Annotated in this window: 24 protein-coding genes; 13 read left to right on the plus strand and 11 right to left on the minus strand. The window is 59.4% G+C overall.

The window, feature by feature from the left end; genetic code table 11:
- The first annotated feature begins 150 nt into the window (after positions 1-150).
- Both KBP52_RS11330 and KBP52_RS11335 read left to right on the plus strand, forming a co-directional pair.
- Complete coding sequence (locus tag KBP52_RS11330) at positions 151-711, plus strand: glycine cleavage system protein R (protein ID WP_034153153.1); 561 nt, start codon at positions 151-153, stop codon at positions 709-711.
- A gap of 10 nt (positions 712-721) precedes the next feature.
- The gene (locus KBP52_RS11335) at positions 722-1,195 is read left to right on the plus strand and encodes a peroxiredoxin (protein WP_127926198.1); all 474 of its coding nucleotides are present in this window, start codon (positions 722-724) and stop codon (positions 1,193-1,195) included.
- A 131-nt stretch (positions 1,196-1,326) separates the two neighbouring features.
- On the opposite strand, the gene KBP52_RS11340 is transcribed toward KBP52_RS11335, so the two are convergent.
- Both KBP52_RS11340 and KBP52_RS11345 read right to left on the minus strand, forming a co-directional pair.
- Positions 1,327-2,397, minus strand: a complete 1,071-nt coding sequence (locus KBP52_RS11340) for an AI-2E family transporter (RefSeq protein WP_077571529.1) — start codon at positions 2,395-2,397, stop codon at positions 1,327-1,329.
- A gap of 32 nt (positions 2,398-2,429) precedes the next feature.
- Positions 2,430-2,669, minus strand: a complete 240-nt coding sequence (locus KBP52_RS11345) for a sulfurtransferase TusA family protein (RefSeq protein ID WP_007911399.1) — start codon at positions 2,667-2,669, stop codon at positions 2,430-2,432.
- A gap of 98 nt (positions 2,670-2,767) precedes the next feature.
- Between KBP52_RS11345 and KBP52_RS11350 the strand changes: the two genes are divergently transcribed.
- Positions 2,768-4,201 (plus strand): M48 family metalloprotease, encoded by a 1,434-nt coding sequence (locus tag KBP52_RS11350; RefSeq protein WP_116028861.1) that lies wholly within the window; start codon positions 2,768-2,770, stop codon positions 4,199-4,201.
- Positions 4,202-4,282: 81 nt separating this feature from the next.
- On the opposite strand, the gene KBP52_RS11355 is transcribed toward KBP52_RS11350, so the two are convergent.
- The gene (locus KBP52_RS11355; protein WP_116028860.1) at positions 4,283-5,716 is read right to left on the minus strand and encodes a DegQ family serine endoprotease; all 1,434 of its coding nucleotides are present in this window, start codon (positions 5,714-5,716) and stop codon (positions 4,283-4,285) included.
- Between the two features lie 34 nt (positions 5,717-5,750).
- Between KBP52_RS11355 and KBP52_RS11360 the strand changes: the two genes are divergently transcribed.
- The gene (locus tag KBP52_RS11360) at positions 5,751-5,912 is read left to right on the plus strand and encodes a hypothetical protein (RefSeq protein WP_176091700.1); all 162 of its coding nucleotides are present in this window, start codon (positions 5,751-5,753) and stop codon (positions 5,910-5,912) included.
- Positions 5,913-5,926: 14 nt separating this feature from the next.
- Here the strand turns inward: KBP52_RS11360 and KBP52_RS11365 are convergent, their stop codons facing one another.
- Genes KBP52_RS11365 through rpoE form a run of 3 tightly spaced genes read right to left on the minus strand, consistent with a single transcriptional unit; the run spans position 5,927 to position 8,100 of the window.
- A complete protein-coding gene (locus KBP52_RS11365) occupies positions 5,927-6,892 on the minus strand; it encodes a MucB/RseB C-terminal domain-containing protein (RefSeq protein WP_212622768.1) in 966 nt (321 codons plus the stop codon).
- An 8-nt stretch (positions 6,893-6,900) separates the two neighbouring features.
- Positions 6,901-7,488, minus strand: a complete 588-nt coding sequence (locus KBP52_RS11370; protein WP_212622769.1) for an RseA family anti-sigma factor — start codon at positions 7,486-7,488, stop codon at positions 6,901-6,903.
- 30 nt (positions 7,489-7,518) lie between these two features.
- Positions 7,519-8,100, minus strand: coding sequence for an RNA polymerase sigma factor RpoE (gene rpoE / locus KBP52_RS11375; protein WP_003172477.1), 582 nt, complete (start codon positions 8,098-8,100; stop codon positions 7,519-7,521).
- Positions 8,101-8,658: 558 nt separating this feature from the next.
- On the opposite strand from rpoE, the gene nadB reads away from it, so the two are divergent.
- A complete protein-coding gene (nadB, locus tag KBP52_RS11380; RefSeq protein ID WP_212622770.1) occupies positions 8,659-10,275 on the plus strand; it encodes an L-aspartate oxidase in 1,617 nt (538 codons plus the stop codon).
- On the opposite strand, the gene KBP52_RS11385 is transcribed toward nadB, so the two are convergent.
- Entirely contained in the window at positions 10,244-10,696 is a 453-nt protein-coding gene (locus KBP52_RS11385; RefSeq protein WP_212622771.1) for a protein YgfX, read from the minus strand. The two genes, nadB and KBP52_RS11385, sit on opposite strands and share 32 nt — an antisense overlap.
- Positions 10,680-10,934 (minus strand): succinate dehydrogenase assembly factor 2, encoded by a 255-nt coding sequence (locus KBP52_RS11390; protein WP_095049216.1) that lies wholly within the window; start codon positions 10,932-10,934, stop codon positions 10,680-10,682. Before KBP52_RS11390 ends, KBP52_RS11385 begins: the two co-directional genes overlap by 17 nt.
- A gap of 150 nt (positions 10,935-11,084) precedes the next feature.
- Here KBP52_RS11390 and KBP52_RS11395 point away from each other — a divergent pair, with 150 nt between their 5' ends.
- Together KBP52_RS11395 and KBP52_RS11400 are read left to right on the plus strand one after the other, a co-directional pair.
- Positions 11,085-12,026 carry a folate-binding protein YgfZ gene (locus KBP52_RS11395; RefSeq protein WP_123594777.1) on the plus strand — a complete coding sequence of 314 codons (942 nt, stop codon included), beginning with the start codon at positions 11,085-11,087 and terminating at the stop codon, positions 12,024-12,026.
- Between the two features lie 35 nt (positions 12,027-12,061).
- Positions 12,062-12,883 carry an HDOD domain-containing protein gene (locus KBP52_RS11400; RefSeq protein WP_016984704.1) on the plus strand — a complete coding sequence of 274 codons (822 nt, stop codon included), beginning with the start codon at positions 12,062-12,064 and terminating at the stop codon, positions 12,881-12,883.
- A 108-nt stretch (positions 12,884-12,991) separates the two neighbouring features.
- On the opposite strand, the gene KBP52_RS11405 is transcribed toward KBP52_RS11400, so the two are convergent.
- Complete coding sequence (locus KBP52_RS11405; protein ID WP_141128008.1) at positions 12,992-14,377, minus strand: sensor histidine kinase; 1,386 nt, start codon at positions 14,375-14,377, stop codon at positions 12,992-12,994.
- Complete coding sequence (locus KBP52_RS11410) at positions 14,370-15,041, minus strand: response regulator (protein ID WP_034153139.1); 672 nt, start codon at positions 15,039-15,041, stop codon at positions 14,370-14,372. Before KBP52_RS11410 ends, KBP52_RS11405 begins: the two co-directional genes overlap by 8 nt.
- 236 nt (positions 15,042-15,277) lie before the next feature.
- Between KBP52_RS11410 and KBP52_RS11415 the strand changes: the two genes are divergently transcribed.
- Genes KBP52_RS11415 through KBP52_RS11435 form a run of 5 tightly spaced genes read left to right on the plus strand, consistent with a single transcriptional unit; the run spans position 15,278 to position 20,659 of the window.
- Positions 15,278-16,570, plus strand: a complete 1,293-nt coding sequence (locus tag KBP52_RS11415; protein ID WP_212622772.1) for an OprD family porin — start codon at positions 15,278-15,280, stop codon at positions 16,568-16,570.
- 53 nt (positions 16,571-16,623) lie between these two features.
- Positions 16,624-17,601 carry a tripartite tricarboxylate transporter substrate binding protein gene (locus KBP52_RS11420; RefSeq protein ID WP_034153137.1) on the plus strand — a complete coding sequence of 326 codons (978 nt, stop codon included), beginning with the start codon at positions 16,624-16,626 and terminating at the stop codon, positions 17,599-17,601.
- Between the two features lie 56 nt (positions 17,602-17,657).
- The gene (locus KBP52_RS11425) at positions 17,658-18,116 is read left to right on the plus strand and encodes a tripartite tricarboxylate transporter TctB family protein (protein ID WP_007911434.1); all 459 of its coding nucleotides are present in this window, start codon (positions 17,658-17,660) and stop codon (positions 18,114-18,116) included.
- Between the two features lies 1 nt (position 18,117).
- Positions 18,118-19,632, plus strand: coding sequence for a tripartite tricarboxylate transporter permease (locus KBP52_RS11430; RefSeq protein WP_007911435.1), 1,515 nt, complete (start codon positions 18,118-18,120; stop codon positions 19,630-19,632).
- Positions 19,625-20,659: an AbrB family transcriptional regulator gene (locus KBP52_RS11435; protein ID WP_077571521.1), complete on the plus strand. Its 1,035-nt coding sequence runs from the start codon at positions 19,625-19,627 to the stop codon at positions 20,657-20,659. Before KBP52_RS11430 ends, KBP52_RS11435 begins: the two co-directional genes overlap by 8 nt.
- Before the next feature lie 127 nt (positions 20,660-20,786).
- On the opposite strand, the gene ung is transcribed toward KBP52_RS11435, so the two are convergent.
- Positions 20,787-21,479, minus strand: coding sequence for a uracil-DNA glycosylase (gene ung / locus KBP52_RS11440; RefSeq protein ID WP_007911441.1), 693 nt, complete (start codon positions 21,477-21,479; stop codon positions 20,787-20,789).
- A gap of 132 nt (positions 21,480-21,611) precedes the next feature.
- On the opposite strand from ung, the gene KBP52_RS11445 reads away from it, so the two are divergent.
- Positions 21,612-22,724 (plus strand): enoyl-CoA hydratase/isomerase family protein, encoded by a 1,113-nt coding sequence (locus KBP52_RS11445; RefSeq protein WP_212622773.1) that lies wholly within the window; start codon positions 21,612-21,614, stop codon positions 22,722-22,724.
- The last annotated feature ends 66 nt before the right edge of the window (positions 22,725-22,790 follow it).

A 22,790-nucleotide genomic window follows, 5' to 3' on the forward strand; every position in this document is an offset into this window, starting at 1 on the left:
CCGTTCCTGCGTCGCATCGACGCGCTCCCGCTATAGTGGAGCGAGCCGCGAGCGCTGGCCGGGCCTCTTTTTATGGACAGCCAGAACAGGCACTCCCCGGCAGCCAATGCCCGTAACCCTACCGACCGCTCATCGCTTTAGGAATGCTGCATGTCCACCCCCACAGTTCGCGAACAATTCCTTGTTATCAGTGCCCTTGGCGCCAACCCCATGGAGCTGACTAACGTCCTGTGCCGCGCCAGCCATGAAAATCGCTGCGCCGTGGTTACTTCGCGCCTGACTCGCCACGGCGAGTGCAGTGCGCTGGTCCTTGAGGTCTCCGGCAGCTGGGACGCCCTCGCCCGCCTGGAGGGCAGCCTGCCAGGCCTGGCCAAGAAACATGCCTTCACGGCTAACGTGGTGCGTAGCGCGCCGCTGGAAAATCGTCCGCAGGCGCTGCCGTACGTGGCCTATGTCAGCTCGGCGTATCGTCCGGACATCATCAATGAGCTGTGCCAGTTCTTCATGGATCACAACGTCGAACTGGAAAACCTGACCTGCGACACGTATCAGGCGCCGCAGACCGGCGGCACCATGCTCAACGCCACGTTCACCGTGACCCTGCCGGCCGGCACCCAGATCAGTTGGCTGCGCGACCAGTTCCTCGACTTCTCCGACGCGATGAACCTCGATGCACTGATCGAGCCTTGGCGCCCACAAAACCCAATGTAAGGAAGCTTTCATGGCCGTTGTCATCGACCAACCGGTTGCGGATTTCGAAGCACCTGCCACCAGCGGGCAGACCGTCAGCCTGTCTGCCCTGAAGGGCAAACAAGTGGTGATCTATTTCTATCCGAAGGACAGCACCCCGGGTTGCACTACCGAAGGTCAGGGCTTTCGTGATCAATACGCCGCGTTCAAGGCCGCCAATACCGAGATTTTCGGTATCTCTCGCGACAGCCTGAAGTCCCACGAGAACTTCAAGTGCAAGCAGGAGTTTCCCTTTGAGCTGATCAGCGACAAGGACGAAGCCGTCTGCCAATTGTTCGACGTGATCAAGTTGAAGAAGCTGTACGGCAAGGAATACCTGGGCGTTGATCGCAGCACGTTCCTGATTGATAAGGAAGGCGTGCTGCGTCAGGAATGGCGCGGTGTGAAGGTGCCGGGGCATGTGGATGCAGTTCTGGCTGCTGCTCAGAATCTGAATAAAGCTTGATGGTTTTGCGTCGCCCTCATTGACGCCTTCGCGAGCAAGCTCGCTCCCACATTGAACTTGTGAACGCCACAGATCCAATGTGGGAGCGAGCCTGCTCGCGAATAGCCTTCATACAAAATCTGACTCAACCGCTACAGCAGCGGCGCCACCGCCGGCTCTTGGCGCGGCCAGGCATCCAGCACCGCCTTGAACAGCGTCGCCAGCGGGATCGCAAAGAACACGCCCCAGAATCCCCACAACCCGCCAAACAACAGCACCGCGCAGATGATTGCCACCGGGTGCAGGTTGACCGCCTCCGAGAACAGCAACGGCACCAGCACGTTGCCATCCAGTGTCTGGATGATTCCGTAGACCGCCATCAAATAGATGAACTGATCACTCCAGCCCCACTGAAACAACGCAATCAGCAACACCGGCACGGTCACCACCACCGCGCCAACGTACGGCACCACCACCGAGACGCCGACCAGCAACGCCAGCAGCGCCGCATAATTCAGTCCGAGCGCCACAAAAGCGATGTAGGTCACGCCACCACAAATAACGATTTCAATGACCTTGCCGCGAATGTAATTGGCGATCTGTCGGTTCATTTCCTGCGCAACCCGGGTGATCAATGCACGCTCACGCGGCAAGTAGCCACGCACCCACTCGCCGATCATGACCCGGTCCTTGAGGAAGAAGAACACCAGAATCGGCACCAGCACCAGATAGATCATGATGTTCACCAGCAATGGCAGACTCGACAACGAGAATGTCAGTGCCCATTGGCCGAACTTGCCGATCTCGCCCCGTGCTGCTTCGATCGCCTGCAACACCTGCTCGTCGGACACCAGATGCGGATAGCGCTCCGGCAGTAACAGCAGCAGCGATTGCCATTTGGCGAGCATGCCCGGCAGTTCATTGAACAGGGTAATCAACTGATGCCAGAGCAACGGCAACACCACGACGATGAACAGCATCAACACGCCCATGAACAGCGCGAACACCAACCCCACCGCCACCCCACCCGGCACGCGCAGGCGTTCCAGCGTGACCACCAGGCCTTGCATCAGATACGCCAGCACCATCCCCGCCAGCACCGGCGCGAGCATGCCGCCAAGGGTGAGCACTGCGGTGAAGGCGAGAAACAGCAGCACCGCCAGCACCACGGCTTCTTCATCGGAGAAGTAGCGCTGAATCCAGTCGCGTAACACTTTGAACATCAATAATCCTTAGGTCTTTTACGCTGTCGGTTTCAGGCCTTTTTCAACCAGTAACGGTAAACGCCTGCTTCGTCTTCTTCGCGCAGCAGGGTATGACCGGCCAACTTGGCAAAGGTGCGGAAGTCGCGCTGCGAGCCTGCGTCGGTCGCGATGACCTTGAGGACAGCGCCACTCTGGAGCTTGTTGAGTTCCATTTTTGCCTTGAGCAACGGCAACGGACAATTCAGGCCACTGGCGTCCAGTTCCACGTCATGGGCTACAGCGTCAGTCATTGCGTCACTCCGGTTCGGGTCGTCGAGCTGCCTAGAATATCTGGTCGCAGCTCCGGTGTCCGGCTACAGTAAGGTCTTTGTCTTCTAAGGCTTTGTGCATGACTTTTCTGCGCCCTACCCTGCTGACGCTCGCTTGCCTGCTCGCCTCACCAGGCTTTGCCGACGATCTGCCGTCACTCGGCGACGCCAGTTCTGCCATTGTCTCGCCGCAACAGGAATACCAGCTCGGCCGCGCCTGGCTGGCGATGTTGCGCAGCCAGGTTTCACAACTCAACGATCCGCAGCTCAAGGACTACGTCGAATCGAGCGTGTACAAGCTGGTGGAGACCAGCCAGGTCACTGACCGGCGTCTTGAGTTCATTCTGATCAACAGCCCGCAGCTCAACGCCTTCGCAGCGCCGGGCGGTGTGGTCGGGGTCAACGGTGGCTTGTTCCTCAATGCGCAGACCGAGGGCGAATACGCTTCGGTACTCGCCCACGAATTGGCGCACTTGTCACAACGCCACTTCGCTCGCGGCGTCGAGGCTTCGCAGCGGATGCAGGTGCCGATGATGGCTGCGCTGCTGGCCGGCATCGTTATCGCGGCGGCCGGTGGCGGTGACGCTGGCATCGCAACAATTGCCGGTACGCAGGCAGCGGCGATTCAATCGCAACGGACCTTCTCCCGACAGAACGAACAGGAAGCCGACCGCATCGGTATCCTCAATCTGGAAAAGGCCGGTTATGACCCGCGCTCGATGCCGACCATGTTCGAGCGTCTGATGCGTCAATATCGTTTCGACGCCAAGCCACCGGAATTCCTCCTGACTCACCCGGTGACCGAATCGCGTATTGCTGACACCCGCAACCGTGCCGAACAGGCCAAACAGGGCGGTATAGAAGACTCCAAGCGCTATCAGTTGATCCGCGCGCGCGTGCAGCTGATCTATGAAGAAACCCCTGGCCTGGGTGCCAAGCGTTTCCGTGCGCAACTGGACGAGAACCCGAAAAACGATGTGGCGCGTTACGGTCTGGCGATCGCTCAGATCAAGGGCGGCCAGCTGAACGAGGCTCGCGAGAACCTCAAGCAATTGCTGGCAACATCGCCTAACGAAATTATCTATAACCTCGCCCAGGTCGATCTGGACATCACCAATAATCGTTTGCCAGATGCGCAATCGCGGGTTGACCGGATGCTCACGCAATATCCCGGCAACTATCCGCTGAATCAGGTTCGTGTGGATCTGCTGCTGAAACAGAATCGCGCACCGGATGCCGAGAAGGCTCTGGAAGCGTTACTCAAATCCCGCCCGGATGACCCGGACGTCTGGTATCAGGTCGCCGAAACCCGTGGCTTGTCCGGCAATATCATCGGCCTGCATCAGGCGCGCGCCGAGTACTTTGCATTGGTTGGCGATTATCGTCAGGCGATCCAGCAGCTCGATTTTGCCAAGCGCAAGGCTGGCAGCAACTTCCCGCTATCCTCGCGAATCGATGCCCGCCAGCGTGAGCTGATGGAGCAGGAGCGGATGATCAAGGACATGATGGGCTGATCGTTACCCACCGGGACAAAAGCTTCAGGCATAAAAAAACCGCCTCTTTCGAGGCGGTTTCTTTTTTACCCTGCCGCTGGATTATTCAGCCAGTTTGAAGGTGATGAAGCTGGCGCGACCTTGACGCAGAACGCGCATCGACACCGAACGATTCTTCGGCAGCGCTTTGGCGATCTCGCCGAACTCCTTGGTGGAGCCGATGGCCTGGTTGTTCAGGTGCGTAATCACGTCACCTGGCTGCAGACCGATCAGGGCCGCAGGACCGTCCTGCACTTCCTTGATCACCACACCACCTTTGAGGTCGTAGGTTTTCTTCTGCTCGGCGGTCAGCTCACCCACGGCAACACCGAGACGGTTACTGGTGGTTTCAGCGCCGGACTTAGGCAGTGCATCCAGTTCTTTGTCTTCGTCCGGGATGGCGCCAACGGTCAGCTCGACGTTCTTGCGCTTGCCTTCACGAATCACTTCCAGATTGGCTTTGGCGCCAGCTTTCAGTGCACCGACCAGATGTGGCAGGTCCGCAGACATGACGATCGGCTGGCCGTTCATGCTCAGGATCACGTCGCCGACTTGCAGGCCACCTTTGGCTGCCGGGCCGTCATCCTGAATCTGGGCAACCAGCGCGCCGGCTGGTTTATCCAGACCGAACGACTCGGCCAGATCCTTGTTCACTTCCTGGATGACCACGCCCAGCCAGCCACGGCTGACCTTGCCACCGCTCTTCAGCTGATTGGACACATCCATCGCCACGTCGATCGGGATCGCGAACGACACGCCCATGAAGCCGCCCGAACGCGTGTAGATCTGCGAGTTGATGCCGACCACTTCACCGTTCAGGTTGAACAGAGGGCCACCGGAGTTGCCCGGGTTGATAGGCACGTCAGTCTGGATGAACGGCACATAGTTTTCGTTCGGCAGACTACGGCCGACGGCACTGACGATGCCTTGGGTCACGGTGTGATCAAAGCCGAACGGCGAACCGATAGCGACGACCCACTGACCGGCTTTCAAGTCCTGGGATTTGCCGAGTTTGAGCACCGGCAGATCTTTGCCTTCGATTTTCAGCAACGCCACGTCGGAACGCGGGTCGGTGCCGATCAGCTTGGCTTTCATTTCGCTGCGGTCGGCGAGGCGCACGAGGATCTCGTCAGCATCAGCGATCACATGGTTGTTGGTCAGGATGTAGCCATCCGGAGAGATGATGAAGCCCGAGCCCAGCGACTGCGCTTCACGCTGACGACCACCACCGCCCGGCGAGCGCTGTTGAGGCGGCATGCCACGCTCGAAGAACTCGCGCAGCATCGGCGGCAGACCTTCCAGATCAGGCATCTGCTGATTCACCTTGCGATCCGGCAGTTTCTGCGTGGTACTGATGTTCACCACGGCTGGCGACGCCTGTTCGACCAATTGGGTGAAGTCAGGCAGATCGGCCGCTTGTGCAGCAGGGACTGCCTGACCGAGCAACAGCACGGTGGCGAAAATGGAGAGATAAGATTTCAAACTTGGTATCGACATACAGCTCCCGTTACGACGAGCAGGGTTAAGCGATATGGAGCAAGGAACGCCGGAAACCACCGACCGGCATTTTTGTTCCGGCAAAAACAAACAAGGCCAGAGCCGTGAGGCTCTGACCTATAAAAAATTTCCGGGCTATTTGCAAATGAAAATGCTCAGCAAACATTTCATCTACGTCTCGACGAAGAAGTGGTAATGACTGAAATCAGCTCACTGCTTGCTGGTTGCAGTGCCATCAGTGTTACGCATCGACAGAGCAATTCGTTCGGCGGTGCCAATCGGGATTTCGCCGACCACCGTCACCATGATTTCGCCCTGAGGCGTGGTCAGGCGGCGTGAAACGGCAACGGTCGGGCCCAATTGAGTCCGAGTGTCGGTGACGGTTGGGCCGTTCAATGGCTCAAGGAAAACCGAGAAACGCGCCAGACCGTCGTCATATAGCAAGCTGCTGACCTGAGTCTTGGTTTCCGGATCTTTGTGCGAGTTACTGCTGGTCAGCTCGAAACCCGGCGGTAGCCAGTCCGAGTGCCAGACTTGAGCGGTCTTGACCGCCGAAGCCTTGTCACTGTCCAGCGTAATTGCCTTGCAGTCAGCGTCGGCCTGCAAGTCCTTGTCCGAAGGGACTTCATCAGTATCAAGACTGGTGAACTGGAAGCGCTCAAGCAACTGCCCCTTGTCGTTCAGCAGCAACGACTTCAGCGGCAAGCCGGTTTTCTTGTCCAGATGCAGCTCAAACCCGTAACGATGCTGATCGCGAGGCGTCAGCGATACGATCACTGCGTCCCGCCCAGCCACGCGCGATTTGCCGATGACGGCAAGGTCATACCAGTTTTTCAGCTTTTGCGGATCGAGAGGACGAGCGGCTGAGTTGGGAGAATCCCCCAGCCCGGCAATCAGGGTGCCGCTGACGCATTGAGTGTGTCCATCAATGCGCACGACTTCCTGCGCCGAACCGTCGAGCTGAAGTAAACGCTCGCGGACCTGGCCATTCTGGACGCGATGCCAGATGTTATGGGTAGAAAAGCTACCGTTACGCTCGTAAACGAATGTGCCGTGAAAGCTTTGCTGTTGCTCGGCCTGGCCCAGACGGGTCAACCAGTCCTGGGCCTCATCAGCGTGGGCTGGAACAATGAACCAGCCACTGAGCAGAAGCGAAAGTAGAGGTATGGCGCGCATGATCCTCCTTAACGGTTTTCCAGACTTGCTGCACGTGCGTATGGCAGTGCGCTTTCAGTGCCTTTCAGTGCAGCCTGTTGAGCGTGCTGGCGCAGATAACCTGGCAGACGCTGATCATGCCAGCCTGGTTGACCTTGCAGTACGCCGTTGGCCATAGGGCCAGTGGCTTCCGAACTCTCACTATAGCCTGCCAGAACAGCCGGACCTTTGACCTGTGGGGTCGCCAGGGTTGTCTGACTGGATTGCTGAGCCAGTTCGACACCAGCGATTTCGTCCTGGTTGTACAGGCGAACACCGGCCAGAACGGCAACAGTCACCGAGGCAGCAACAGCCAGACGGCCGATGTTGCGCCATGGGCTGCGAGATACTTTGGCCGGAGCCGTTTCGTCTTCCAGTGCAGCAGACACTGCCGCAGCGATATCCAGACGTGGAAGCAGCAGATCCTTGTGCATGGCTGCCCGAGCGATCTGGTAACGAGCCCAGGTCTCACGGGTATCAACATCATCCAGTGCATTAAGCACTCGACGCAATTCCAGTTCGTCCGCTTCGTTATCCATCACTGCGGACAGCGATTCCTGCAGGGCTTCACGACTCATGGCGTTCCTCTCTTGGCTGTCGCCGCTGTCTCAGTTTTCCTGCAACAACGGCTGCAGGGCTTTATCGATGGCCTCCCGAGCGCGGAAAATCCGGGAGCGCACGGTACCCACCGGACATTGCATGACGCTCGCAATGTCCTCGTAACTCAGACCATCGAATTCACGTAAAGTTAAAGCCGTACGCAAATCCTCTGGCAGTTGCTGGATGGTTCGATGGACGGTGCCTTCGATCTCATCCCGCAGCAGTGCACGTTCTGGTGACTCGAGATCCTTGAGGCCGTGATCGCCATCGTAGAACTCTGCGTCTTCGGAACTTACATCGCTATCCGGCGGCCGGCGGCCGCGTGAAACCAGGTAATTCTTCGCCGTGTTAATGGCAATACGGTACAGCCACGTATAAAACGCACTGTCGCCGCGAAAGTTTCCAAGTGCTCGATACGCCTTGATAAAGGCTTCCTGAGCCACGTCCTGGGCTTCATGGGTGTCGTGCACAAAACGCACGATCAACCCGAGAATCTTGTGCTGATACTTCAGCACCAACAGATCGAAAGCTCGCTTGTCGCCGCGTTGAACGCGCTCGACCAGCTGCTGATCCTCTTCCTGGGTTAGCATGAACACTCCTCGATAAGCCCGGAGGAGACTTGCATAACTAAACGACCAGACTTGCAAACATAGACTCGGGCTTTTCGCAAAAGTTCTCCCCCTCAAGGCAAGTTTCCTGCGGGCTCTGATTTGGCACGCACGAAAAACGCAGCTCGGGATAAACCGGCTGCGCGAATAATCTTGTCATCGGTTTCGCCGGCAGGAATCCAACCGCAGATTCCGCACTGAAGCCGACACTGTCCCTTATCTCTGGCACCGACTATTGATCTTGGGCCTTTGGCAAAAGTTCCAATTATTTATAGTCGCCACCACCCGACATTGGGCAACCCTGTGCTGAAAAAGTCTGTTTCAGTGCCGATACAGTCGCCTTTTCCCCAAACGGAGGAAAAAAACTTCCGACGAAGCACCCGTTTTTTCCCTTCACAGTAGTTTCACAATGCCATATCGGCCCGGCTATTGTGCCGCCCCACCCCTCTATATACTAGTGGGCTGTGTGGCTGTCTTGACTCGCCGATCCAGCTGTCTTGCGCCACCCCCGACCCGGGTCGCTTTGAGCGGAATCCTGTAATGAGCCAACAATTCCAACATGATGTTCTGGTCATAGGCAGCGGTGCTGCCGGTTTGAGTCTCGCGCTGACCCTGCCGGGTCATTTGCGCATTGCCGTATTGAGTAAAGGCGATCTCGCCAACGGTTCGACTTTCTGGGCCCAGGGTGGCGTTGCCGCCGTGCTCGACGACACCGATACTGTCGAATCCCATGTAGAGGACACCCTGAACGCCGGTGGCGGTCTGTGCCATGAAGATGCCGTGCGCTTCACCGTGGAGCACAGCCGCGAAGCCATCCAGTGGCTGATCGACCAAGGTGTTCCGTTCACCCGCGACGATCAATCCGGCACTGAAGATGGCGGGTTCGAATTCCATCTGACCCGCGAAGGCGGTCACAGCCACCGTCGCATCATCCATGCGGCCGATGCTACCGGTGCCGCAATCTTCAAAACTTTGCTGACTCAGGCCAAAGAGCGTTCGAATATCGAGTTGCTGGAGCAGCGGGTTGCCGTTGATCTGATCACCGAACGACGCTTGGGCATGGACGGCGAGCGCTGCCTCGGCGCCTACGTACTCAACCGCAAGACCGGTGAAGTCGACACTTACGGCGCACGCTTTGTGATTCTGGCCTCGGGCGGCGCCGCCAAAGTCTACCTCTATACCAGCAATCCCGATGGCGCCTGCGGTGACGGCATCGCCATGGCCTGGCGCTCGGGCTGCCGGGTGGCGAATCTGGAATTCAACCAGTTCCACCCGACCTGCCTCTATCACCCGCAGGCCAAGAGTTTTCTGATCACCGAAGCCCTGCGCGGCGAAGGCGCGTATTTGAAGCTGCCCAATGGCGAACGCTTCATGTCCCGCTTCGACAAGCGCGCCGAACTGGCGCCGCGCGACATCGTCGCCCGCGCCATCGACCATGAAATGAAGCGCTTGGGTGTCGACTGCGTTTATCTCGATATCAGCCACAAACCCGAAGCGTTCATTAAAAGTCACTTCCCGACTGTTTATGAGCGCTGCCTCGGTTTCGGCATCGACATCACCAAGCAGCCGATCCCGGTCGTACCGGCCGCGCATTACACCTGCGGCGGCGTGATGGTTGATCAGAATGGCCGCACCGATGTGCCCGGCCTGTACGCCATCGGTGAAACCAGCTTCACCGGCCTGCACGGCGCCAACCGCATGGCCAGCAACTCGCTGCTGGAATGTTTTGTTTATGCGCGCTCGGCCGCGGCGGACATCCTCGCGCAACTGGACGATGTCACCGCGCCAAACGCCCTGCCCGCGTGGGATGCCAGCCAGGTGACCGATTCCGACGAAGACGTGATCATCGCGCACAACTGGGATGAACTGCGGCGGTTCATGTGGGACTACGTCGGCATCGTGCGCACCAACAAGCGCCTGCAACGGGCGCAACACCGCGTGCGCCTGCTGCTGGACGAGATCGACGAGTTCTACAGCAACTACCGAGTAAGCAGAGACCTGATTGAGTTGAGGAACCTTGCTCAGGTAGCTGAACTGATGATCCAGTCAGCGATGGAACGCAAGGAATCCCGCGGTCTGCACTACACCCTCGACTATCCAGACATGCTGCCCGAGGCGCTCGACACTATTCTGGTGCCGCCCACCTACGTCGGCTGAACTTGAGCCGTACTCGCAGGCGCCGGTGCAAATCCGCCGCCTGCGAGTCCCTTGGTACGCAGATTGATCTGACCCGCAATTCCCCGCGCAGACGAAAACGCAACACCACGATCAACGGCAGCGCCAGGCTGTCCGGCCTCAACTGCACGGCTTGCCAACCATTGGCCAGATTCCACAACTGCCAGCCATCGGCATCGCGGCGTAATCCGCAGAAAGCCGTTCGGTGAGTCAGCAGAATCTGCCGAGGCAACACCCAAAACCCGTGAAGCAGACAGCCAAAAGCCCCGAGCACGCTGGCCCAGAGTGGAATAGAGAGCAGAAACAGAGCGCCCAGCGCGAACGCCTGGGCCAACAGATAAGCCGCCAGCAACTGCCGTGAGGCATGCCAGCGGCATTCGAACGTGTTACTTGGGCTGGACACGGTCCAGGATCATGCGAACCATGCGCTGCAGTTCCGGATCTTCAGACTCGCTGCGCTCCATGAACCAGCCGAACATGTCCTGATCCTCGCACTCCAACAGGCGAACATACAACGCACGATCCACCTCGTTCAGATCGGCATAAACCTCTTTCACGAACGGCACCAGCAACACGTCAAGCTCAAGCATGCCGCGACGGCTGTGCCAAAAGAGGCGATTCAGTTCAACTTGTTCGACCATGGAGCCCTCCTCAAATTTGGCGGCAAGTATACAGCCCCGGGACAGGTCGCACAGTCGGCTTTGGTCGGGGACCACCGATCCTTTATCAACTACCCATTTCAACAACGCGCCCTTATGATGTGCCCCAGTCTATTTACCCTGCGATGACCCATGGCCGATTCTGCTTTTTTCTGCACCCTGTCTCATGAAGGCGTTCTCGCGGTTCGCGGCGCGGATGCCGGAAAATTCCTGCAAGGCCAGTTGACCTGCAACCTCAATTACCTCAGCGACAACCGTGCCAGCCTTGGCGCCCGTTGCACACAGAAAGGCCGGATGCAGTCGAGCTTCCGCATTCTGCTCGAAAGTGACGGTGTGGTTCTGGCGATGGCCAGTGAGCTGCTGGAGCCGCAACTGGCGGACCTGAAAAAGTACGCGGTGTTCTCCAAATCGAAACTGACCGACGAAAGTGCCACTTGGGTGCGCTTCGGTCTGGCCCATGACGACAACGCCTTGACCAGCCTCGGCCTGGAGTTGCCAGCAGAAACCGACAGCGTCGTGCGTCACGAAGGCCTGATTGCGATTCGCGTCTCGCCGGATCGCGCCGAGCTCTGGGCACCGGCCGATCAGGCTGACGCGATCAAAGCAAAATTGTCCGCGGCCCTGCCTGAAACCGAGCTGAATCAATGGCTGCTCGGCCAGATCCGCGCCGGTATCGGCCAGGTCATGCCGAGCACCCGCGAGCTGTTCATCCCGCAGATGCTCAACCTGCAAGCCGTCGGCGGCGTGAGTTTCAAGAAAGGCTGCTACACCGGCCAGGAAATCGTTGCGCGCATGCAGTACCTGGGCAAACTCAAGCGTCGTCTGTATCGCTTGAGCCTGGACGCCGCTGACTTGCCGGAGCCTGGCACACAACTGTTTGCGCCGAGCCACAACAGCGCCATTGGTGAAGTGGTGCTGGCCGCCAACGCCGGGCAAAACATTGAACTCCTGGCGGTGCTGCAGGCCGAAGCTGCCGAAGCCGGTGATTTGCATTTGGGCGCTCTTGAAGGCCCGGCGCTGCATCTGCTCGACCTGCCTTATGAACTGGATCGCGACCGCGAAATCCAGCGCTGATCGCAGCATTTGTTGCAACACCCTAGAGAGTTTAAATGAGCGAACTGGCGGAAAAAGTCCAACAGGATTTGGTTGAGGCCATCGATAACGATGACCTGGTTCTGCCCACGTTGCCGGAAGTGGCCCTGCAGATTCGCAAGGCCGCTGAAGACCCGGAGATCAGCGTCAGCGACCTGAGCAAAGTGATCGGCCGTGACACGGCGCTGTCGGCGCGCCTGATCAAAGTGGTCAACAGCCCGTTGCTGCGCGCCGCACAGGAAGTCACCGACCTGCACACGGCCATCACCCGGCTGGGCATCAACTACAGCAGCAACCTGGCGATCGGTCTGGTGATGGAGCAGATCTTCCACGCCCGCTCCGAGGTGGTCGAACAAAAGATGCGCGAAGTCTGGCGCAAGAGCCTGGAAATTGCCGGGGTCAGTTATGCGCTGTGCCGCCGCTACACGCAGCTCAAGCCCGATCAGGCAGCGCTCGGCGGGCTGGTGCACCAGATCGGCGTGTTGCCGATTCTGACCTATGCCGAAGACCACTATGAACTACTGTCCGACCCGGTCAGCCTCAACCATGTGATCGATCACATTCATCCGCTACTGGGTGACAAGTTGCTGCGCGTCTGGGAGTTCCCGGAGCGACTGGTGGAATTGCCGGGGCGCTATCAGGACTTCAAGCGCGACTCGACTGCAATTGACTATGTCGATCTGGTGCAGGTGGCGAGCCTGTATTGCCACAAGGACACTGATCACCCTTTTGCGCGGATTGATCCAATGACAGTTCCGGCGTTCAGAAAGCTTGGGATTGATCCGGAAAACAAAGCGCTGTGTGAAGATCTGGAAGAATCGCGGACGATGTTTTACTGATCCGAAACTTTATTGTGGCCATCGCGAGCAGGCTCACTCCTACAGGAGAACGCGTTCCAGTGTAGGAGTGAGCCTGCTCGCGAAGGGGCCTGCAAGAACACCGCAGAATCACCCGGCAATAAAACTGACCCGCACCTTCAACCCCGCCTGCTCGCCATCATGCAGACTGATCTGCGCCAGATGCGCCCGGCAAATCTCACCGACAATCGCCAATCCCAGCCCAGAACCCGCCACCTGCTGATTGCGCCGGTAGAACCGCTCAAACACCCGATCGCGCTCTTCCAGCGGGATGCCCGGTCCGTCATCTTCCACTTCAAGTATTGCCGGCGCGGTTACCCGCAAAATCACATTGCCGCCCGGCGGCGTGTGCGCCAGGGCGTTGTCCACCAGATTGCTCAGCAACTCATTCAACAACGTCGGTTCACCGCGCAACCACACCGGCTCATCCGCCTCCAGCGCCAGCGCCACCCCGCGCTTGTGCGCCAACGGCGCCATGGCCATGCCCAGTTCCCGGGCCAACTGACTCAGATCGAGCAACTGTGCGCCGCCCTCGGCAATCGCCCGGGCACCATTTTCAACGCGCGCCAGCGACAGCAACTGATTGGCCAGATGGGTCAGGCGATCGGTGCTTTGCGCCGAAGACTCCAATGTCGTGCGCCACGTCTCGGGCTCGTTCGAACGCAGGCCCAATTCAAGCCGCGCCTTCAGCGCCGCCAATGGCGTGCGCAACTCATGGGCCGCATCGGCGATGAACTGCGCCTGCCGTTCGAACTGACCACGCAAGCGCTCGGTGAAATGATTGAGCCCGCGCACCAAAGGCCACAGCTCATGCTGCACTTCAACCAATGGCAGCGGCCGCAAGTCGTCGGGCTGACGCTCTTCCACCGCTGTACGCAAACGCTCCAACGGGCGCAATGCGGCACTGACCGCAAACCACACCAGCAGCAACGCTCCGATCGCCAACATGCCCAGGCGCAGCAAAGTATCGGCCGCCAGACTGCGCGCCATGCTCACCCGTGCTTCATCGGTTTCGGCGACGCGGATTTCCGCCATGCCGTTCATGTTCGGTTCGGTCACCGCTTTCAGCAGGCTGACCACGCGCACGTTCTGCCCTTTGTAGGTGGCGTTGTAGAACCGCGCCAACGCTGGATAACTGTCGGTTCGCGGCGTCCCCGGCGGCGGCCCGGGCAGGTTTTCATAGCCGGAAATCAGCTTCTGATGGATGTCATTGACCTGATAGTAAATCCGCCCGGCGCTGTCATAAGCGAAGGTATCGAGTGCCACGTAAGGCACATCGGCGCTCAGTGTGCCGTCTCGTTGCGACAAGCCAGCAGCGATGGTCCGCGCCGAGGCCAGCAACGTGCGGTCATACGCGGTGTCGGCGGCCTCGCGACCATTCCAATAGGCGCTCAAACCACTGGCGAGCATCAACACCACCAGCAGCAATGCGAGATTCCACAGCAAGCGCCAGCGCAGGCTGCTGGGCTTATGCATCGCGGCTTTCCAGCAGGTAACCGAGACCACGGAAAGTCACGATGGCGACGGGTTGGCCATCGAGTTTTTTGCGCAAACGGTGCACGTAGATTTCGATGGCGTCGGGGCTGGCCTCTTCATCGAGGCCGAATACCTGCGCGGCCAGTTGCTCCTTGCTCATGACTCGCCCCGGCCGGGCGATCAGTGCTTCCAGCACCGCTTGCTCGCGGGATGTCAGGGTCAGCAATTCTTCGCCAAGGGTGAAGCGCCGGGTGTCGAGGTCATAGGCCAGCACGCCACAACGTTGCTGGCGTTCACCACCCAGCACACTGCGGCGCAGCAAGGCTTTGACCCGCGCCTCCAGTTCAGTCAGTTCGAACGGTTTGGCAAGGTAATCGTCGGCACCGAGATTAAGGCCGTGGACGCGATCCTTCACATCGCTGCGCGCGGTGAGCATCAGCACCGGCAGATTTTTTCCACGTGCGCGCAACCGCGCCAGCACCTCGAAACCGTCCATGCGCGGCAGACCGACATCGAGGATCGCCACGGCGTATTCCTCACTGCCCAGCGCCAGATCGGCAGCCACGCCATCGTGCAACACATCCACGGTCAGACCGGTGCTCTTGAGCGCCTGAGCGACACTTTCGGCCAGTTGCAGATGGTCTTCGACGAGCAGGACACGCATGGATTTTTACCTCGTTCAGGGATGGCCAACGCCACGCTTTGCCGCGGAGTTTACAGCCGCAACCGCCGCTGTGAAGCCCGAAAACCTTGAAAGTCTGCTGAAAGGTTAGCGAAAGGTTAGCTCGTTACAGTCGGCCCACGGACAGTTCCGACTGCCGTCGCTGATGCCACACAGCGCAAAGAAAAACGCCTCGAAGCGTTTTCGACCAATAAGAACAATAAACGGAGTACACCCGCATGCCGTCCATGCAGCCTCAGGCGTCCACGCCTGTTCGCCTTTCCCGTTTCAGCCACACCGCCCTCGTCAGTGCCGCCGCCCTTGCCGGTTTTTCGCCGTTGAGTTTTGCCGACTTCATTGAAGACAGCAGCGCCACCTTCGAAACCCGCAACATGTATTTCAACCGTGACTTTCGCGATGGCACCAGCGCCCAGCAATCCAAGCGTGACGAATGGGCTCAGGGTTTCATGCTCAATCTGCAATCGGGTTACACCGACGGCACCGTGGGGTTCGGTGTCGATGCTTTAGGCATGCTCGGCGTCAAACTCGATTCAAGCCCGGACCGCACCGGTACCGGCCTGCTGCCGACCCACGATGACGGGCGCGCGGCGGACGAGTACTCGAAAGTCGGCCTGACCGGCAAAGTGAAAATCTCTGCCACCGAACTTAAAATCGGCAGCCTGATTCCTGAACTGCCGATCCTCAAACCCAACGACGGGCGCATCCTGCCGCAGACCTTTGAAGGGGGTTTGCTGACCTCCAAAGAGATCAAGAACCTGACCTTCACCGGCGGCCGTCTGGAGAAAGCCAAGGATCGCGACAGCACCGATTTCGAAGACATCGCCCTGAACAACAAGAACAGCCGTTTCGCTGGCACCGCTGCCGGCAAGCACTTTGATTTTGGCGGCGTGGATTACAAGTTCACCGACAAGATCACCGGCAGTTACCACTTCGCCCAACTCGACGAAGTCTACAACCAGCATTTCTTCGGCCTGGTTGCCTCGCGGCCGATGGGCCCGGGCACGTTTGCCACTGACCTGCGCTTTGCCGTCAGCGATGATCAGGGCGCAGCCCGTGGCGGCGAGATCGACAACCGCTCGCTCAACGGTCTGGTCAGCTACGCGCTGAGCGGGCACAAGTTCAGCGCCGGTTATCAGCACATGTCTGGCGACAGCGCTTTCCCTTACGTCGATGGCAGCGACCCGTATCTGGTCAACTTCGTGCAGATCAACGATTTCGCCGGCGCTGAAGAGCGCTCCTGGCAGGCTCGCTACGACTTCGACTTCGCCAAACTCGGCATCCCCGGTCTTAGCTTCATGAGTCGCTACTTGAGCGGTGACAACATCAAGCTCAAGAACGGTGAAGAAGGCAAAGAGTGGGAACGCAACACCGAGATCAAATATGTAGTACAAAGCGGCGCCTTGAAGGATGTCGCCGTGCGTTTGCGCAATGCCACTTACCGCTCCAACTACTCGGCTCGCGATGCAGACGAAGTGCGTTTGCTGGTGAGCTACAGCGTTGCCCTTTGGTAAATGCCCGTAAGTGAAAAACACGTCGAATAACAACAATGCCCGTGGAGAATCGAATGAACCTGTCACTGCGTAAAGTTGCACTGGCCGCCAGTTGCATCCTGTTTGCCGGCCAACTGATGGCTGAACCGAAACGTCCGGAATGTATCGCCCCGGCCTCCCCCGGCGGTGGTTTCGACCTGACCTGCAAACTGGTGCAAAGCGCACTGGTCAATCAGAAACTGCTGAGCAAACCGATGCGTGTGACCTACATGCCCGGCGGTGTCGGCGCGGTGGCGTACAACGCTGTGGTCGCGCAACGTCCGGCCGATGCCGGTACGCTGGTGGCGTGGTCGAGCGGTTCGCTGTTGAACCTGGCCCAGGGCAAGTTCGGTCGCTTCGATGAGACCAACGTCCGCTGGTTGGCAGCGGTAGGCACGAGCTACGGCGCCATCGCGGTGAAAAGCGATTCGCCCTACAAGACCCTCGACGATCTCGTTCAGGCTCTGAAGAAAGATCCAAGCTCGGTGGTGATCGGTTCCGGCGGTACTGTCGGCAGCCAGGACTGGATGCAAACTGCACTGATCGCCAAGGCCGCCGGGATCAACCCACGCGACCTGCGTTATGTCGCCCTCGAAGGTGGCGGCGAAATCGCCACGGCCCTGCTCGGCGGGCACATCCAGGTCGGCAGCACAGACATCTCCGACTCCATGCCGCACATCCAGAGTGGCGACATGCGTCTGCTCGCGGTGTTCGCCGACAAGCGTCTCGACGAGCCGGAAATGAAAGACATTCCGACCGCTCGCGAGCAAGGCTACGACATCGTCTGGCCGGTGGTGCGCGGCTTCTACCTGGGGCCAAAAGTCAGCGACGAAGACTACGCCTGGTGGAAAGACTCGTTCGACAAACTGCTGGCCTCCGATGAGTTCGCCAAGCTGCGCGATCAGCGTGAACTGTTCCCGTTCGCCATGACTGGCCCGGAACTCGACACCTACGTGAAGAAACAGGTAGCGGACTACAAAGTGCTGGCCAAAGAGTTCGGCCTGATCCAGTGATCGCCTCTGTCTAGCGGCTGCGTTCCCGTTTGCGGGGACGCGGCACAGGAGCTCCCATGCTTATTCAACGCATTTTCGCCTCCGTGCTGTTGCTGGTTTGCGCCGGCCTGGCACTGATGGCGTGGCCGTACCAAGCGGCCTTTTCCTACGAACCGGTCGGCCCGCGTGCCTTCCCTCTGCTGATGCTCGGCCTGATGGGCGCGGCGCTGCTGTACATGGTGTTTCGCCCGGCGCCGATCAAACACAGTGAAGACGAGCCGCCACTGGATCGCGAAACCCTGACCAAGATCGCCATTTGCGTCGCACTGCTGCTGGTGTTCGCCGGTCTCTTCGAACCGCTGGGTTTCATCCTCAGCAGCATCCTTATCGGTATTCCAATGGCGCGCCTGTATGGCGGTCGCTGGATGCCGAGCATCGTGGTGACCACGCTGATGGCCATCGGTCTGTACCTGCTGTTCGACCGTGTGATGGACGTTCCGCTGCCCCTTGGCCTGCTCGACGTGCTGGAGAACTGATATGGATACCCTCGGTTATTTGGGTCAAGGCTTCGGCGTTGCGCTGAGCCCGTACAACCTGGTCACGGCCCTGACCGGCACGCTGATCGGCACTGTCGTCGGCTTGCTGCCAGGCCTCGGCCCGATCAACGGCGTGGCCCTGCTGATTCCGATTGCTTTTGCTCTCGGCCTGCCGCCGGAGTCGGCGTTGATTTTGCTCGCGGCGGTGTATCTGGGCTGCGAATACGGCGGCCGGATCAGCTCGATCCTGCTGAACATTCCGGGCGAAGCATCGACCGTAATGACCACCCTCGACGGTTATCCGATGGCCCGTAAAGGCCTCGCCGGTGTCGCGCTGTCGTTGTCGGCGTGGAGTTCGTTTATCGGTGCGTTTATCGCCACCTGCGGCATGGTCCTGTTCGCGCCGCTGCTGGCGAAATGGGCGATTGCCTTTGGGCCGGCGGAATACTTCGTGTTGATGGTGTTTGCGATTGTCTGTCTCGGCGGTATGGCCGGTGATCGACCGTTGAAGACCTTCATCGCGGCGTTGATCGGCCTGTTCCTGTCGAGTGTCGGCATCGACGCCAACAGCGGCGTGTACCGCTTCACCGGTGACAACATCCACCTGACTGACGGCATTCAATTCGTTGTGCTGGTGCTCGGCCTGTTCTCGGTCAGTGAGATTCTGTTGCTGCTGGAGAAAACCCATCGCGGCCAGGAAGCGGTGAAAGCCACCGGCCGGATGATGTTCAACTTCAAGGAAGCGTCGTCGGTGTTCGTGGTGAACATCCGTTGCGGCCTGCTCGGTTTCATCATGGGCGTGCTGCCGGGTGCCGGCGCGACGCTGGCCAGCGCCGTGGCCTACATGACCGAAAAACGCATCGCCGGTGCCAGTGGCAAATTCGGTCAGGGTGATGCCCGTGGCCTCGCCGCACCGGAAACCGCCATTGGTGCTTCGGCCTGCGGTGCGCTGGTGCCGATGCTGACGCTGGGCGTGCCAGGTTCGGGCACCACAGCGGTGATGATCGGCGCCCTGTCGCTGTACAACATCACCCCGGGCCCGCTGCTGTTCCAGCAACAACCGGACATCGTCTGGGGCCTGATCGCCTCGTTGTTCATCGCCAACATCATGCTGGTGATCCTCAACATCCCGATGATCCGCATCTTCACCCGCATCCTCGCCGTGCCGAACTGGGCACTGGTGCCGGTGATCGCGATCATCACCGGGATCGGCGTCTACGCGGTGCACGCCACCACGTTCGACCTGTTCCTGATGGTCGGCATCGGCATCTTCGGTTACATCCTGCGCAAGCTCGACTTCCCGTTGTCGCCGGTACTGCTGGGCTTCATCCTCGGCGGCTTGATGGAGCAGAACCTGCGCCGTGCCCTGTCGATCTCCAACGGTGCGCTGGAGATCCTCTGGTCGAGCCCGATCACCTTCGGTGTCTGGGTGCTGACCGCGATCATGCTGCTGATGCCGCTGCTGCGCATCTGGCGCAAACGTTCGGTCGCGCGTCGCGCCATCGCCGATGTTTGATCGCGCCTCACTGAAATCCTGGTGGGGAACCCCGCTGGTCGGTCTGCTCGGCGGTTACCTCGCCAGCCAGATCGGCTGGCCACTGCCGTGGATGGTCGGCTCGTTGCTGGCGATCATCCTCGTGCGCTGCCTGACCCCGTGGCAACTCACGGAAATCCCTGGCGGCCGCAAGTGCGGCCAGTGGATTGTCGGCATCGGCATCGGCCTGCACTTCACCCCGGTGGTGATGGAGCAGGTGCTCAGTCATTTCGGTTTGATCTTCTTTGGTGCACTGGTCACCAGCCTGTCGGCAGTGGTCGGCGTGTGGTTGATGCGCCGTACCGGTGAGGATCGCGCCACCGCATTTTTCTCAAGCATGCCGGGCGGTTCCGGGGAGATGGTCAACCTTGGCGCGCGTAATGGCGCGATGCTCAGCCACGTCGCGGCGGGGCAAAGTTTGCGTGTTCTGGTGGTGGTGCTGTGTGTGCCAGCGGCGTTCAAGTATCTGCTCGGCGATGGCAATCCGATTTCTCATGCGGGTAGCGTCGATTGGCGTTGGTTGGCGATTCTGTTTCCGGCGGGCGGTTTGCTTGCTTGGCTCTGGCAGCGTTTGCGCCAACCCAATCCGTGGTTGTTCGGGCCGTTGCTGGTGAGTGCGGCGGTGAGCATTGGCTGGGATCTGCACATTGGTTTGCCCAATGGTGGCAGTCAGATTGGCCAGTGGTTGATTGGCAGTGGTTTGGGTTGTCACTTCAACCGGCAGTTCTTCCGCCGCGCGCCTTCATTTATGGGACGGACGTTGATCGGCACGGCGTTGACCATGTTGATCGCGACGTTGGCGGCGTTGGGGCTGAGTGCTTTGACCCATCTGGATTTGCGTTCACTGACGCTGGGCATGATGCCCGGCGGCATCGCCGAGATGAGTCTGACGGCGGAGACCCTGCAATTGTCGGTGCCGCTGGTGACAGCGATGCAGGTGATGCGGCTGCTGTTTGTGCTGTTTCTCGCGGAGCCGTTGTTCAAGTACTGGAATCGTAATCCGGAGTGAGACCGCGTCGCCCTTTTCGCGAGCAGGCTCGCTCCCACAGGTTCTTGTGGGTGCCACAGATTATGTGTACACCTCAAAACCCTGTGGGAGCGAGCCTGCTCGCGAAGGGGCCGGCTCAGTCAGCCCATCAAATCGGCGGCAAACGCCACTCGATCGGTGTTTCGCCATTCTGCTCGAGAAACTTGTTGGTCCGGCTGAAATGCCCACAACCCAAAAACCCGCGATACGCCGACAACGGCGACGGATGCACCGACGTCAGCACCAGATGCTTGGTCGCGTCGATCAGCTTCTGCTTGCTCTGCGCATGTGCGCCCCAGAGCATGAACACCAGATGCGGCTGACGCTCGCTGACCAGCTCAATGATCCGATCGGTGAAAAACTGCCAGCCCTTGTCCTTGTGCGCATTGGCATTGGCGCGCTCGACGGTCATGGTGGTGTTGATCATCAACACGCCCTGATCGGCCCAGCTCTGCAGGTAACCGTGATTGGGAATATCGATGTTCAGATCGCGCTTCAACTCTTTATAGATGTTGACCAGCGACGGCGGCGCTGGCACGCCCGGTTGCACCGAGAAGCACAAACCATGCGCCTGCCCCGGGCCGTGATACGGGTCCTGACCGAGGATCACCACTTTTACTTTATCCAGCGGTGTCGAATTCAGTGCATTGAAAATCATTGGCCCCGGCGGATAGATTTCCTTGCCGGCCGCCCGCTCCTGCTGCAGAAACTGGCGCAACTCTGCCATGTAAGGCTGGTCGAATTCAGCACGCAGTGCCTCCTTCCAGCTCGGTTCGAGTTTGATACGGTCGTCAGCAGTCATGGTCATACCCGGCAAAAACAATGGGGCGAACCCTAGGAAAGCCGACCACGCTTGTCAATTGATCTGACGCAGATCCGGCACTTTCCCACACAACGATCATACTGATCGTTCAAATTCCCGATCGAGGTCACGATGAATCTGCACTTCGAAGAACTCACCGGCACCGACGGCGCCCGCATCGGTATCGCCAGCCTGGATGCTGAAAAGTCGCTGAATGCGCTGTCCCTGCCGATGATCAACGCCCTCAGCGACAAGCTGAACGCCTGGGCCAAGGATCCGCAAATCGTCTGCGTGCTGCTGCGCGGCAACGGCGCCAAGGCCTTCTGCGCTGGCGGCGAGGTGCGCAGCCTGGTGGAAGCCTGTCGCGCTCACCCCGGCGAAGTACCACCGCTGGCCGCGCAGTTTTTCAGCGCGGAATATCGCCTGGATTACAGCCTGCACACCTATCCAAAACCGTTGATCTGCTGGGGTCATGGTTACGTGCTCGGCGGCGGCATGGGTTTGCTGCAAGGTGCCAGTACGCGGATCGTCACGCCGAGCAGCCGTTTGGCGATGCCGGAAATCACCATCGGTCTGTATCCCGACGTCGGCGCCAGTTGGTTTCTCGCGCGGCTGCCGGGCAAGCTCGGTTTGTTTCTGGGACTGACCGGCGCACATATGAACGCTCGTGATGCAATCGATCTGGATCTGGCCGACCGCTTCCTGCTCGACGAACAGCAGCCACAATTGATCGAAGGCCTGTTGCAGCTGAATTGGCAGGAGCAGACCGACAGGCAGCTCAATAGCCTGCTCAAAGCGCTGCAACAGGAAGCCGTAGCGCAGATGCCCGAGGCGCAGTGGCTGCCGCGCCGTCAGCAGATCGACGAACTGCTCGACGTCAGCGATGTGGCCTGCGCGTGGAAAGCCATCAGCCTGCAACGCGACAGCAGTGATCCGTTGATCGCCCGCGCGGCGAAAACCATGAGCGAAGGCTCGCCGCTGACGGCACATCTGGTCTGGGAACAGATCATCCGTGCCCGGCATATGTCGCTGACCGAGGTCTTTCAGATGGAATACACCCTGAGCCTCAATTGCTGCCGGCATCCGGAGTTCAGCGAAGGGGTTCGCGCGCGGTTGATCGATAAGGATCAGAAGCCGCACTGGCACTGGCCGGACGTGAGCAACGTGCCGGATGCGGTGGTCGAGGCGCACTTTCACAAGGTTTGGGAGGGGCGGCATCCGTTGGCGGATTTGACGCAGTATTGAACTGACGCGATGCTCGCGATGACGACTGGATTCCCATCGCGAGCTGGCTCAATCGGTCGCCATACG

The sequence above is a fragment of the Pseudomonas sp. SCA2728.1_7 genome (genome assembly GCF_018138145.1).
Classification (GTDB): domain Bacteria; phylum Pseudomonadota; class Gammaproteobacteria; order Pseudomonadales; family Pseudomonadaceae; genus Aquipseudomonas; species Aquipseudomonas koreensis_A.